This is a genomic window from Paracoccus limosus (genome assembly GCF_009711185.1).
In the GTDB taxonomy this organism is placed as follows: domain Bacteria; phylum Pseudomonadota; class Alphaproteobacteria; order Rhodobacterales; family Rhodobacteraceae; genus Paracoccus; species Paracoccus limosus.
On record NZ_WMIF01000003.1, the window covers coordinates 12923 to 26964 of the forward strand.

At 65.3% G+C, this 14042-nt stretch carries 11 protein-coding genes; 9 read left to right on the top strand and 2 right to left on the bottom strand.

All coding sequences use genetic code 11. The annotated features are described in order from the left end of the window. The first annotated feature begins 89 nt into the window (after positions 1–89). The 5 genes from GL279_RS02995 (at position 90) to GL279_RS19235 (ending at position 7054) form a co-directional block, all read left to right on the top strand. Positions 90–845, top strand: a complete 756-nt coding sequence (locus GL279_RS02995) for an ImuA family protein (protein ID WP_155063144.1) — start codon at positions 90–92, stop codon at positions 843–845. Next, complete coding sequence (locus tag GL279_RS03000; protein ID WP_155063145.1) at positions 766–2247, top strand: Y-family DNA polymerase; 1482 nt, start codon at positions 766–768, stop codon at positions 2245–2247. Before GL279_RS02995 ends, GL279_RS03000 begins: the two co-directional genes overlap by 80 nt. Next, on the top strand, positions 2244–5444 hold the full coding sequence (locus tag GL279_RS03005) for an error-prone DNA polymerase (protein WP_155063146.1): 3201 nt from the start codon (positions 2244–2246) through the stop codon (positions 5442–5444). Before GL279_RS03000 ends, GL279_RS03005 begins: the two co-directional genes overlap by 4 nt. Positions 5445–6004: 560 nt before the next feature. Beyond that, positions 6005–6733 (top strand): DUF421 domain-containing protein, encoded by a 729-nt coding sequence (locus GL279_RS03010; protein WP_155043308.1) that lies wholly within the window; start codon positions 6005–6007, stop codon positions 6731–6733. A 126-nt stretch (positions 6734–6859) separates the two neighbouring features. Beyond that, on the top strand, positions 6860–7054 hold the full coding sequence (locus GL279_RS19235) for a cysteine hydrolase family protein (RefSeq protein WP_211371244.1): 195 nt from the start codon (positions 6860–6862) through the stop codon (positions 7052–7054). Here GL279_RS19235 and GL279_RS03020 read toward each other — a convergent pair. Continuing rightward, entirely contained in the window at positions 7032–8111 is a 1080-nt protein-coding gene (locus GL279_RS03020) for an extracellular catalytic domain type 1 short-chain-length polyhydroxyalkanoate depolymerase (protein ID WP_155063147.1), read from the bottom strand. The two genes, GL279_RS19235 and GL279_RS03020, sit on opposite strands and share 23 nt — an antisense overlap. 31 nt (positions 8112–8142) lie before the next feature. After that, complete coding sequence (locus GL279_RS03025; RefSeq protein ID WP_155043310.1) at positions 8143–8559, bottom strand: CopG family transcriptional regulator; 417 nt, start codon at positions 8557–8559, stop codon at positions 8143–8145. 189 nt (positions 8560–8748) lie between these two features. Here GL279_RS03025 and GL279_RS03030 point away from each other — a divergent pair, with 189 nt between their 5' ends. From GL279_RS03030 to GL279_RS03045, 4 genes are all read left to right on the top strand, one after another. Then, complete coding sequence (locus GL279_RS03030; RefSeq protein WP_155043311.1) at positions 8749–9978, top strand: NAD(P)/FAD-dependent oxidoreductase; 1230 nt, start codon at positions 8749–8751, stop codon at positions 9976–9978. Between the two features lie 99 nt (positions 9979–10077). After that, positions 10078–12138: a catalase gene (locus GL279_RS03035; RefSeq protein ID WP_155043312.1), complete on the top strand. Its 2061-nt coding sequence runs from the start codon at positions 10078–10080 to the stop codon at positions 12136–12138. 90 nt (positions 12139–12228) lie between these two features. Next, the gene (locus GL279_RS03040; protein WP_155043313.1) at positions 12229–12720 is read left to right on the top strand and encodes a YciE/YciF ferroxidase family protein; all 492 of its coding nucleotides are present in this window, start codon (positions 12229–12231) and stop codon (positions 12718–12720) included. Positions 12721–13136: 416 nt separating this feature from the next. After that, positions 13137–14018, top strand: a complete 882-nt coding sequence (locus GL279_RS03045; RefSeq protein WP_155043561.1) for a helix-turn-helix transcriptional regulator — start codon at positions 13137–13139, stop codon at positions 14016–14018. Positions 14019–14042: the final 24 nt, after the last annotated feature.

Consider the following 14042-nt stretch of genomic DNA (forward strand, 5'->3'; position numbering starts at 1 on the left):
CCCCGGCGGCGATTGACTCACGGCTTAAACCGGAACAAATGAGGAACATACTGCCTTGAGTCCCATCCCTACAGGAGCCCGACACTGCCATGTCCGCGCCTCGTTCCGATCCGGCTCTCGTGGCGCTGCGGCAGCGGATCGCGGCGATCGAGGGCGATCACGGCCCGCCTTTGGCGGAGCTGCCCTTCGGCCTGGCCGAACTTGACCGCCGCCTGCCCAAAGGCGGGCTGGCGCTTGGCTGCCTGCACGAGGTGGCGGGCGGCGGCAACGGCGCCACCGATGGCGCGGCGGCGGCCTGCTTTGCCGCCGGGATCGCCGCGCGCCTGCCGGGACAGGTGCTCTGGTGCGTGACGCAGGCCGATCTGTTCGCGCCGGGGCTGGAACAGGCGGGCCTGCCGTCGGGCCGGGTGATCCATGTCGAGGCGGGCGACGACACCTCGGTGCTGGCCTGCATGGAGGAGGGGCTGCGCCATGGCAGTCTGGCCGCCGTGGTCGCGGATGTGGCGCGGCTGTCGATGACCGCCTCGCGAAGGCTGCATCTGGCGGCCAAGACCTCGGGCACCACCGGCATCGCCCTGCGCCGCTGGCGCAGGCAGGCGGACGCCAGCGATTTTGGCCAGCCGACGGCGGCGATGACGCGCTGGCGCATATCAGAGCTGCCGTCCTCGCCCTTGCCGGTGCCGGGGGTGGGCCGGGCGCGCTGGCTGGTGGAGCTGCTCCGCGCCCGCGCCGGGGAGTCATTCGATCTGGAACTGGAGGCATGCGATGGCACGGGTCATCTCGGTCTTCCTGCCGATGTGGCCGGTGGACCGGCTGCGGCGGCAGGACGGCACGCCTTCGGATAGGCCGCCAGAAAGGCCATTGGTGCTGGCGGGCCGCATCGGCAATCGCCGGCTGCTGACGGCGGTGGATGCGCTGGCGGCAGGGCTTGGCCTCAAACCCGGCATGCCGGTCAGCAAGGCGCAGGCGCTGGTGCCGGATCTGCGGATCGAGCCTGCGAATGTGGCCGAGGATCTGGCGAGCCTCGAGCGGCTGGCCTTCTGGATCCTGCAGCGCATCGCGCCCATCGTCGCGGTCGACCCGCCCGACGGCATCGTCATCGACGTGGCCGGCGCCGCGCATCTGCATGGCGGCGAGGATGCGCTGCTGGATGCGCTGACCGGGCGGCTTGCGCTGTCGGGGGTGACGGCGCGGGCGGCGGTGGCGGACACATGGGGCGCGGCACATGCCCTGGCGCGGTTCGGTGGCGATCTGGCCGACATGCCGCCCGAGGCGCTGCGCCTGCCCGCAGCCACCGTGGCCGGGCTGCGCGACATGGGCTTTGGCCGTATCGGCGATCTGATGGCGCAGCCGCGCGCGCCGCTGACCCGCCGCTTTGGCCCCGAGCTGATGCGCCGCATCGACCAGATGTTCGGCGATGCGCCGGAACCGATCGATGCCCTGCGGCCGGCAGATCTGATCGAGACCCGCCGCGCCTTTGCCGAACCCATCGCCGCGCCCGAGACCATCGCGCGCTATATCGGCAAGCTGGTGGCGGCACTTTGCGCTCAGCTGGAAACGCAGGGCCTTGGCGCCCGCAGGCTGGACCTGATCTGCCACCGCACCGACCGCGAGATGCAGACCGTCCGCGTGGGCCTTGCCGTGGCGCAACGCGATCCGGCCCGGCTGACCCGGCTGCTCTGCGACAAGATCCCCGGCATCGCCCCGGGCTTTGGCATCGAGATCATGACGCTGGCCGCGACCATCACCGAGCCACTGGCGGCGCGCCAGACCAGCACGCTTGCGCCCGAGGCGCCGGATCTGTCCGGTCTGATCGACATTCTGGCCAATCGCGTCGGCGCGCAGGCGATCTACCGCATGGCGCCCGTCGACAGCGATGTGCCGGAACGCTCCATCCGGCGCATTCCGGCACTGGCCGAGGATGCGGGCGCCGGCTGGCCGCATCACTGGCCGCGCCCGTCGCGCCTGCTGCCGCGCCCCGAACCCATCGACACCATGGCGCTGCTGCCCGACCAGCCGCCGGTCTGGATCGCCTGGCGCGGCGTGCGCCGCCGCATCGCCCGCGCCGATGGCCCGGAACGCATCTTCGGTGAATGGTGGACCCGCGAGGCCGAGCGCATCGCCGTGCGCGATTACTTCCGCGTCGAGGATGATGCGGGCGAACGGCTGTGGATCTTTCGCGCGGGCGACGGCGAGGATGCCGCCACCGGCTCGCATCGCTGGTTCCTGCACGGGGTCTTCGGATGAGATATGCCGAGCTGCAGGTCACCTCGGATTTTTCCTTCCTGCGCGGCGCCTCGGACGCCGAGCACCTGTTTGCCACGGCAGCCGCCCTGGGCATCGAGGCGCTTGGCGTGGTGGACCGCAACTCCGTCGCGGGGATCGTCCGCGCATGGCTGGCGGCCAAGGCGACGGGGGTGCGGCTGGTCGCGGGCTGCCGGCTGGATCTGGCCTGTGGCATGTCGGTGCTGGTCTATCCGACCGACAAACCGGCCTGGTCGCGTCTCTGCCGCCTGCTGACGCTTGGCAAATCGCGGGCGGGCAAGGCGGCCTGTCATCTGCACTGGTCAGATCTGGCCGAGCATGCCGAGGGGCTGATCGCCATCCTGATCCCCGATCAGGCCGATGACGCTTGCGCCCTGCACCTGCGCCGGCTGCGCGACGTGTTTGGCGACCGTGCCTATCTGGCGCTGACGCTGCGCCGGCGCCCGAACGACCAGCTGCGCCTGCATGATCTGGCGACGCTGGCCGCCCGCGCCCGCGTGCCCACGGTTGTCACCAATGACGTCCTGTTCCACATCCCCGCGCGCCGCATCCTGCAGGATGTGGTCACCGCCATCCGCCACAATTGCACCGTCGAGGCGCTTGGCCATCGCCGCGAACGTCACGCCGACCGTTACCTGAAGCCCCCCGAAGAAATGGCCCGGCTCTTCGCGCGCTATCCCGAGGCCTTGGCCCGGAGCATCGAGATCATGCAGCGCTGCAGCTTCGATCTTGGCCAGTTGCGATATCAATATCCCGAGGAGCGCGACGATCCCGCGCTGACCGCGCAGGACACGCTGGCGCGGCTGACCTGGGCCGGCGCGGCGACGCGTTACTCCGAAGGTATCCCGCCCGAGGTGACAAAGGCGCTGCACCATGAGCTGACCCTGATCGGTCGGCTGCATTATGCGCCCTATTTCCTGACTGTGCACAGCATCGTTCGCTATGCCCGGTCGCAGAACATCCTGTGCCAAGGGCGCGGCTCGGCGGCCAACTCGGCGGTCTGCTATGTTCTGGGCATCACCGCCATCGATCCGGGCCGCAATGACCTGCTGTTTGAACGCTTCGTCAGCGAGGAACGCCGCGAGCCGCCCGATATCGACGTCGATTTTGAACACCAGCGCCGCGAAGAGGTGATCCAGTGGATTTACCGGACCTATGGCCGCGACCATGCCGCACTGACCGCGACCGTCATCCGCTACCGCGCCAAGGGGGCGCTGCGCGATGTCGGCAAGGCCATGGGCCTGCCCGAGGATCTGATCTCGGCGCTTTCCTCGCTGATCTGGGCCTGGTCCGACGAGGGCGTCACCGATGCACAACTGGCCGAGCTGAACCTGAACCCCGCCGACCGTCGTCTGCGCCTGACGCTTGATCTGGCCCGGCAGCTGATGGGCGCGCCGCGGCATCTGTCGCAACATCCGGGCGGCTTTGTGCTGACCCATGACCGGCTGGATGATCTGGTGCCGATCGAGCCCGCCGCGATGCAGGATCGCCAGATCATCGAGTGGGACAAGGATGACATCGACGCGCTGAAGTTCATGAAGGTCGACATTCTGGCGCTTGGCATGCTGACCTGCATGGCCAAGGGGCTGGCGCTGGTGGCGGCGCACAAGGGCGCGCAATATGATCTCGCCAGCATCCCGGCCGAGGATCCGCGCACCTATGCGATGATCCGCCGGGCCGATACGCTGGGCACCTTCCAGATCGAGAGCCGGGCGCAGATGGCGATGCTGCCGCGCCTGAAGCCCCGGACCTATTACGATCTGGTCATTCAGGTCGCCATCGTGCGCCCCGGCCCGATCCAGGGTGACATGGTGCATCCCTATCTGCGTCGCCGCGCCGGGCTGGAGCCCGTGGAATATCCAAGGCCAGAGCTGCAAAAGGTGCTGGGCAAGACGCTGGGCGTGCCGCTGTTCCAGGAGCAGGCCATGCGTGTCGCCATCGAATGCGCGGGCTTCACCCCGGGCGAGGCGGACATGCTCAGGAAATCCATGGCCACCTTCAAGTTCACCGGCGGCGTCAGCGCCTTTCGCGACAAGCTGATCGACGGCATGGAAGCGCGCGGATATCCGCGCGACTTCGCCGAGCGGACGTTCCGGCAGCTCGAAGGCTTTGGCTCATATGGCTTCCCCGAAAGCCATGCCGCCAGCTTTGCGCTGGTCGCCTATGCCTCGGCCTGGCTCAAGTGCTGGCACCCGGATGCGTTTTGCGCGGCGCTGTTGAACAGCCAACCGATGGGCTTTTACGCCCCGGCCCAGATCGTGCGCGATGCCCAGGCGCATGGCGTCGAGGTGCGCGCGGTCTGCGTGAACGCCTCGGAGTGGGACTGCACGCTGGAGCCGACGGACGGGCGTTTCGCCGTGCGGCTGGGCCTGCGCAGGATCAAGGGGCTGGCCGAGGTCCATGCCCAAGCCATCGCCCGCGCCGCGCCCTTTGCCTCGGTCGAGGATCTCTGGCGCCGCGCCGAGGTGCCAAAACCCGCCCTGATCCGCATCGCCGAGGCGGACGGGTTCCACGCCTTCGGCCTGTCACGGCGGCAGGCGGTCTGGGCGGTCAAGGGCCTGCCCGACAGCGACCTGCCGCTCTTCGCGGCGATTGAGGGCAACGAGCCCGCCGTTCCGCTGCGCCCGATGACCGCAGGCCGCGAGGTGGTCGAGGATTACAGCCGCACCGGCCTCTCGCTGCGCCGCCATCCGGTGGCCTTCCTGCGCGAGGATCTGGCGCGGCGCCACATCCTGACCTGCGCTGACGCCATGGCGCTGCCGAACCGCCGCTGGGCCGAACTCGCGGGCCTGGTGCTGGTGCGCCAGCGCCCGGGCTCGGCCAAGGGCACCATGTTCATCACGCTCGAGGACGAAACCGGCATCGCCAATCTCGTCGTCTGGCCCAGGGTCTTCGAGGCCAATCGCCGCATCATCCTCGCGGCCAGCATGATCGCTGCGCGCGGCATGATCCAGCGCGAGGGCGAGGTGGTGCATTTTGTCGTCCACCGCCTGACCGATCTCTCGGACGCCCTCGCCAGCGTCGGCCACCGCGGCGCCTTCCCCCTGCCGCATGGCCGCGGCGACGAGTTCCACAATGCCAGTCCAACCCCGGATGCTCGCCACCCGAAGCCCCGCGACATGTTCATCCCAGATCTGCATCTCGATACGATCCGGGTCAGGACAAGGGATTTCAGGTGAGGGGAAAGGGGCAGGTCAAACCCACCTGCACTCGGCCCACTGCCGCCGTTCACGAGAGCGCCGTGCTGCTATGCGGCATTCACCAGACCTGCCGTTCGATACTCATTGCAGCATTTCCACCACCTCAATAGCGGCAGAGCGGGGACGAAGCAGGTGTTCGCTGCGAGCGCTGAATGTTCGCCGCATCAGCGAGGAAAGGCGGATCAGCGAAGAAGGCTCATCTTCATCGCCTATGCGCCATAAAAGCGGGGGTGAACCGAAGCGTTTAGCGAGATTTGGACGACATTTCGGAAGGCTGAGGGACAGAAAGGCGAGTTGCTGACAGTACATGAAGCCGAACAGCAATGGGCGCGAAGCTGGACGCCAACGACCGTGCGGCACGTGATGTGAGCCTTCGACGCGCCGTCGGGAGCCAGTGTCGTTCCACTGATGTCCGTGTTGACGGGGGCGTGCGAGAGCGTTCAAGGCCAGACGGAGACAGAGGCGGAACTTGGCGAACTGGCTGCCCGTTATCACGCGAGGCTCGCGGCCCGTCCCCTGTATGAAAGCGCAGATCAGAAATGGATGATCCGGTTGTTCCCTTTGATCTGGTCAGGATGTTTCTGGGTTCCGATCCGGCGCTGTTCTACTTGGAGATCGTCTTTCGGACCTTCTTAATCTATGCCTATGCCTTGCTGCTGATCCGATGGGTTGGTGGGCGTGGCATCGCCCAGATCTCGGTGGTGGAGTTTCTACTGGTCATCGCGCTTGGATCGGCCGTTGGCGATGGCATGTTCTATGCCGATGTTCCCATCTTTTACTCGATGCTGGTCATCACTCTGGTCGTGGTCATCAACAGGTTGCTGGATGTCTTGATCTTCAGATTCCGACCAATCGAGAAGGCGTTGGATGGCACAACGGCTGAAGTCATTCGTGACGGGGTGATTGATACCCGCATTCTTCGCCGCCGCAAACTGGGCCAGAGCGAGTTGTTCGAAGAGTTGCGGGAAAACGGCTACAGAAACCTCGGCGAGGTGCGTATGGCCTATTTTGAGTCATCGGGCCGGTTCAGCACGTTCAGTCAGCCGCAGCCTCGGCTAGGCCTTCCGATTGAGCCGCCATGGGATATCAAGCCCCCGGTCACTGTCGGGCCGGGCGACAAGATCAGGGACAACCAACGCCTTGCATGCTGTATCTGCGGCTTCGTGCTGGCCGGCAATCTTGCCATGACCCCAGATCAATGTCCCCATTGTCAAGGGAAGTCATGGACTGCGGCCGGCGTTGCAGAAGCAGAATCCCCCTCTCCCTAATCATTGAGAAACTGAGATTTCTTGATCTCTTGGCCGGTAAGGTCAAGGAACGGGCCCTTAGCGCGTGTCATTGGCCGAACTGCGCAACAACACCGAGGGCTGGCGAAAAGCGCGAAGCTATTCGAGGTGCCGACGATCCTGACCACGGCGGCCGCCGACAGCTTTTCGGGGGCGATCTTCCCGGAAATCCACGCCGTCTTCCCCGACCAGCAAGATCGCACCACGATGAGCACCTGGGAAGATGACAGCGTCGTTGTCGGCGGCTACGGCCTGGGCGTGATCTATGCCGAGCAGATTTTCAACGCCAAGGAAGGCTGGTGAAGAAGCGCAGCATCTCGGCCGAGGCATCAGGCCCAAGCGGATCGGCATAGGAGCCTGACGGATCGCCGCCGAACCAGGCATGGCCGGCCCGCTCGACACGCCAAAGCTCCGAGCCATCTCTGCCCACCAGTCGCGACCAAGTACGACCGTTGCCCTCGTGCCGCGTCTCGATGCCGGAGCCGCTGATCAGCCGGTCGCCGTTGATCGGTGCGACAGTTGCGTCCGACATGCCGTGGAAGACGATCACCGGCGTCTTTCGCGACCGGGGCCGGGCATCGCCCTCGCCCCGCATGGCGGCAAAGGCCGAGACGACATCGCTGGCCGCACCGCTGGGAAGGCCGGAATGCACGCCGGCCGCTGCGAAGAGGTCGGGATAGGCATCGACCATGATTGCCGCCATCGCGCCGCCCGCCGACAGCCCGGCCACGAAGGCCCGACCATCGGCCAGGCCGAACTCCTCCAGCAGGTCTCGGGCAAGTCCGGCGAGAATCCCCGGCTCGCCCCGGTCCCGTGCCTGATCCTCCGGGCGGAACCAGTTCCAGCAGGACTGCATGTTGTGGGCGCGCGACTGCTCGGGATAGGCGATGAGGAAGCCGGCCTGCTCGGCCGCCTCGTTCATCCGAGTCCCCCGCGCGAAATCATCGGGGGACTGGGTGCAGCCATGCAGCATCAACACGACGCCCTGAAGCCCCTCGGGACGGTCCGTCGGAATGTAGAGCGTATAGTTGCGCGATCCGGCGGGGCCGGAATGCTGACGCCGCTCATAGCGGGCGCCTTCGGGCACTTCGATCGTAACGCCAGCGGGCAGGCCGGAGAGGCCGGGCAGGTTCAGCCCCTGCATCAAGCCGCCGCCGGCGCAGGGCTGGCAACCGTCGCGCAACAGGCTGGAGAAAGGGTTTTCAAGCGGTGCCCGGGTCGGCCGCCTGTCGAGGCCGCCGGGAAGCGCGATCCCGTTGGCGCCCAGAACCTCCTGGACCAGCGAGGTCGCAGCCGCGGGATCGAGGGCACGAGACCTCACAAGCGCCCGGCGCATGGCCGTCGTGAAATCATTGGTCATTGGTGTCTTCCTTGTGATGAGGCGGTCAGCCTCAGGTGGTGCGGTCCTTGAGCGCGGCCTTCACGGCCTTCGACGCCTGAAGCGACCCCAAGACGTTCAGCGAGCCGATCGTCGCTTCGGCCAGTTCCGGCGTGACATCCGCCGCAATTCTGGCCAGCCCGACGACCTTGAGGTGAAGTTTCTCACCAGCCGTCGCCATGGCCTCGAGATCGGCGCGCGTAATGTCGAACAATCCCAGTTCGAGCTGATAACGGTCGATAGATTGCGCGACCGAACGGCCCTCGCTGGTCAGCTGGTTGCGGATCGCGGTGCGGATGAAATCCGTCCGGTTGGCATAGAAGCCCTCGCGCACCAGCAGGTCGATCCGGCCCAGATCGACATGGCCGAGGTTGATGGTGATCTTTTCAGGTTCGGCCTGTCTTTCCGGCAGGCGGGTGATGTTCTCCATGGTATTCTCCATCTGTATGGATGGTATATGGAATGCTTGTGGCGTCCCTGCAAGCGCGTTTGGACCGGGACTTGCAAAAATCAACTCGTCCGCCCTAGCCGCTGTGGCGTCTTTCCGGGGATTGCGCGGAACGTTTCGTTTCACAGTGCATTGGCAGATGCCAATCGCCCCGTTCGGAGAGAGAGAGAGATGCCAGATCGCGACGCCGAGACCCGCAAGGATGACCTCAGGACAGGCACCCCGTTCTGGGTCAAGACTCCACATTCGACCGTGACGGCCGAGCGCGAGGCGGATGCCGGTCATGTGGATGTCATCGTCGTCGGTGCGGGGATCAGCGGCGCCCTGATGGCCGAGTCGCTGAGCAGGGCGGGGCGTTCGGTGCTGATTCTCGACCGCCGCCTGCCGGTGCGCGGCTCGACGCCGGCCTCGACGGCGATGATCCAGCACGAGATCGATGTGTCGCTGACACGGTTGCAAAAGCAGATCGGCCCGAAGAAGGCCGATGCGGCCTGGCTCCGCTCGGTCAAGGCGACGAATGATCTGGTGGATCTGGTCAACGAGCTGCGGATCGACTGCTCGATGGAACGCAAGCCGGCGCTGTATCTGGCGGGCAACCAGATGGGCAAGCGCGCCCTGCAGGCCGAGGCCGAGGCGCGGGCCAAGATCGGCATTGCCGCCGCATATCTCACCCGTGCCGATCTGATGGAGCGGTTCGGCATCGATCGCCAGGCGGCGATCCTGTCGCCGGATTCGGCCTCGGCCAATCCGGCGCAATTGACGGCGGGGCTGTTGGCCTGTGCGATGGGCCGCGGGGCGCGGGTGATCTCGCCGGTCGAGATCACCGATCTGGCCGAACTGCCCGGGGGGATCGCGCTGGCGACGCGGCAGGGCGAGGTGCTGACCGCGGATCACGCGGTCTTCTGCACCGGCTATGAACATCTGGCGCAGATGCGAAGCCCGTCCCACCGCGTCACCTCGACCTGGGCGCTGGCGTCGCGGCCGATGAAGACCCTTCCGGACTGGATGCGGGCCACCATCGTCTGGGAGGCTGCCGAGCCTTATCTCTACTTCAGGACCGATGCGTCGGGCCGGATCATCGCGGGCGGCGAGGACGAGGATGCGGCAAGCACCAACTCGGACCCCGCGAAGCTGGCGCGGAAGGCAAAGGTCATCGCCGAGAAACTGCGCGACGTGACGGGGGTGGACATCGGCAAGCCGGTCTACACCTGGTCGGCCCCGTTCAGCGTGACAAAGGACGGGCTGCCAATCATCGACACGGTGCCCGGATACAGCCGCATCCACACGATCATGGGCTTTGGTGGTAATGGCATCACCTTCTCGGTGATCGGCACCCAGATCATCGCCGCGAAGATCGCAGGGCGCACCGACCCGGACGAGGCGGTTTTCGGCTTCAGATAGGATAATCGGTGGAACCGCTTGTGACCTCGGCAGTTTTGCTGGCACGGTCCGCCATGGGCGCGCCGGCAAAGCTTAATCCACCTCTGAAAGGTAGGGTCGATGGCCGAGGACAAGGACTTTACAACCGACACCGGAAACGCGGGCGAGACGCATCAGATCGCAAGCGGCGATACGCCCGCAATGACGACGAATTTCGGCGTTCCGATCTCGGATAACGAGAACAGCCTCAAGGCCGGATCGCGCGGGCCGACCCTGCTGGAAGATTTCGTGCTGCGCGAGAAGATCTTCCACTTCGACCACGAGCGCATCCCCGAGCGGATCGTGCACGCGCGCGGCTCGGCCGCGCATGGCTATTTCGAATGCACCGATCCGATCCCGGAGCTCAGCCGCGCCAGCCTCTTCTCGAAGAAGGGCAAGAAAACGCAGGTCTTTACCCGCTTCTCGACGGTGGCGGGTGGCGCGGGTTCGGTCGACACGCCGCGCGACGTGCGCGGATTTGCGGTGAAATTCTATACCGATGAAGGAAACTGGGATCTGGTCGGCAACAATATCCCGGTCTTCTTCATTCAGGACGCGATCAAGTTTCCCGACCTCATCCATTCGGTCAAGATGGAGGCCGACCGCGCCTATCCGCAGGCGGCCTCGGCCCATGACACCTTCTGGGATTTCATCTCGCTGATGCCCGAAACCTTCCACACCCTGATGTGGGCGATGTCGGACCGCGGCATTCCCCGCAGCCTGCGGATGATGGAGGGCTTTGGCGTCCACACCTTCAAGCTGGTGAACGAGGCGGGTCAGGAGAGCTTCTGCAAGTTCCACTGGCGGCCCAAGCTGGGCACGCAATCGGTCATCTGGGATGAATCGGCCAAGACACAGGGGGCGGATAACGACTTCCACCGTCGCGACCTGTGGGAAGCGATCGACCGAGGCGACTACCCGGAATGGGAGTTCGCGGTGCAGGTCTTTGATCGGGAGCTGGCCGAATCGCTGCCTTATGACGTGCTGGATGCCACCAAGCTCATCCCTGAGGAGGTCGTTCCGCTGCGCGTGATCGGCCGCATGGTGCTGGACCGCAATCCCGACAATTTCTTTGCCGAGACCGAACAGGCCGCTTTCCTGCCCTCGAATGTGGTGCCGGGAATCGACTTCACCGATGATCCGCTGCTTCAGGGCCGGCTGTTTTCCTATCTCGACACGCAGAAATCGCGGCTGGGGACGACGAATTTCCACCAGATCCCGATCAACGCGCCGAAATGCCCCTTCGCCAATATGCAGCGCGACGGGCTGATGCAGACCCATGTGCCGAAAGGCCGCGCGAATTACGAACCGAACAGCCTGAACGAGGCGGGCGAGGATCCCGGTCCGCGCCCCGTGAGCACCGGTTTCAGCACCGCCGAGCAGCGGGTCGAGGGCGAGAAGCTGAGGATCCGCGCGGAAAGCTTCGGTGATTTCTACAGCCAGCCGCGGATGTACTGGAACTCGCTGACCGAGAACGAACAGGCGCATGTTGCCTCGGCCATCGTGTTCGAGCTGTCCAAGGTCTCTCTGGACCATATCCGCGAACGTATGCTGAGCCATCTTCAGGTGGTTCATCCCGATCTCGGCAAGCGTGTCGCCAAGGGTTTGGGGATGGATCTGCCGAAGCCGGTCAAGCCGTTCAAGGAACCGGTCGATCTTGACCCGTCCGACGCGCTGTCGATCCAGAAGAACTGGAACAGGTCGCTGGAAGGCCGTCAGGTCGCGATACTTTTCGACGAGGGGTCGAGCAAGTCCGACATCGAGGCGCTGAAAAAGGCGGTCGAGTCCGCCAAGGGCACCGTCTTCACCGTTGCGCCCAAGGTCGGCGGCCTGCCGCTGGATGGCGGCACGATGAAGGCGGACGGTCAATTGGCCGGCTCGCCCTCGGTGCTGTTCGACGCGGTGGCGCTGGTGCTGACGAACGAGGCGGCGGCCAAGCTGGCCAAGGATAGTGCGGCTGTGGCGTTCGTGTCGGATGCGTTCGCGCATCTAAAGGCCATCGGCGCGACCGAAGGGGCCAAGGCGCTGATGGACCGCGCCGGTGTCGAGCCGGATGAGGGCGTCACCGATCTGGCCGGCCTGCCTGAGGCGGCCAAGCTGCGCTACTGGGATCGCGAGCCGAAGGTCCGTGATCTGGCCTGATCGCGGAGGTGCCGTGAAAGTCCGGAAGGCGCCTGGATAACGTTCCAGGCGCCGGTTCAACAACGTCTACACAACCAAGGAGAATATCTGATGAAGACGCTGAACGACGCATTCGAACATACGCTGGAGGATATCTATTGGGCCGAGAACGCGCTGTCCAAGGCGCTGCCCAAGGTTTCCAAGGCGGTCAGCAGCGCCGAGCTGAAAAAGGCGATGGACGATCATCTCAAGGAGACGAAGGGGCACATCAAGACGCTCGAAGCCGTTTTCAAGTCGATCGGCAAGGAAGCCAAGGGCGAGAAATGTGATGCCATGGATGGCCTTCTGAAAGAGGCTGACGGCCTGATCGAGGACGCCAGCGGACACGCGCTGGATGTCGCGCTGATCGGTGCCGCGCAGGCGGTGGAGCATTACGAGATCGCCCGCTATGGCACGCTGCGCGAATGGGCCAAGGTTCTGGGGAATGAGGAAGCGCATACGCTTTTAACCTCGATCCTCGACGAGGAGAAGGCCGCCAACAACAAGCTCACTGCGCTTGCGGTGACGGCCATCAACGCCTCCGGCAAGGCTTCGAAGAAGTAACCGGTTGTCGGAAGCCACTTCCACAAGCCCGCCCCTGCAGGCGGGCTTCTTTTCATGTCGGGTGACCGAACTCGCCATATCGCCGCCCCCCTGACCAACACGACGAGAATGGTGATTGCGGGCCGTCGATCAGCATGCCGAAGAGCGGCATAAGCTTACTTCCGCAGACTCCGCTCTATCGTATGAAATTCGGCGGCAGCCGACCATATCAGCTTCCTCGCGCTAATCGTGGATCCTCGCTGGGCCAGGCACGAACGTCCGCTAACCCAGATTGCCGCGACTGCCCTGCCGCGCCGCCGCATGTCGGCTTCCCGCCCTTCTTGACGTTTTCCGTCTGGCGCCGATCCAATGATTTTGTGCAGATTGTGTCATAGATCTTTTCCTTTTTGGTTAATGAAAAGAAAGCAATTCTTGACATGGACGCCTTGCGCACAACGCGTCGCCAACTCGGCCTGACGCAGGCTTCAGTCGCGGCCTCGGCCGGGATCAGCCTGCCGACGCTGCGGGCGCTTGAGCGGGGCAGTGGCGGTGTGCGGGCGCTGGTTGCTTTGATGGCAGTGCTGGATCTGCGCTGGGGATGGGCGCCGGATCGCGTGCAGGCAGCGCGGGCTCTGGCGGACCGGCGGGTGGCGCGGGGGCTGAGCCAGGCCCAACTGGCCGCTCGGATCGGGGTCAGCCGGCCGGTGATCATTGCGCTCGAGCGGGATCTGGGCGCGACGGTGGCGACAGTGGTCCGCGCAGCGGCGGCGCTTGGCATCAAGCGGGTGTTGCGGGCGAACCCTGCAGGACGTCGCGGTCTGGTTCCGGCGACCAATGCCCCGGCACAGGATCTGGTGATGACGCCGCTGGATCTTGCGGCAGCGGTGATCGCGCATTTCGCCGGCCGGATGACGGGCAAGGTGCTTGACCCGGCCAGAGGCCAAGGGGCGTTCCACAGGCACTTTCCTGCCCATCTGCACCAGGATTGGTGCGAAATCACCGAGGGCCGCGATTTCCTGGATTGGCAGGGGCCGGTCGATTGGGTGATGACCAATCCGCCTTGGTCGCGGCTGCGCGATTTCACGCGCCATGCCATGCGGATCGCGCCGAACATCGTCTGGCTGGCGCCGTTGACCAACCTGACGACCAAGGCGCGGTTGCGTGATCTGGACGAGGCCGGGTTCGGTATTGCCGAGCTGGTGCTGATCGACACGCCGAATGACTGGCCGCAGAGCGGCTTTCAGCTGGTCGCGGCCTGGTTGCGCAAAGGGCACAGCGGCGGCTGGTCGGTAACGCGGCTGGCAGAGGAGGCCAAGTAAACCGACGAAGCGGCGTATCGCGGC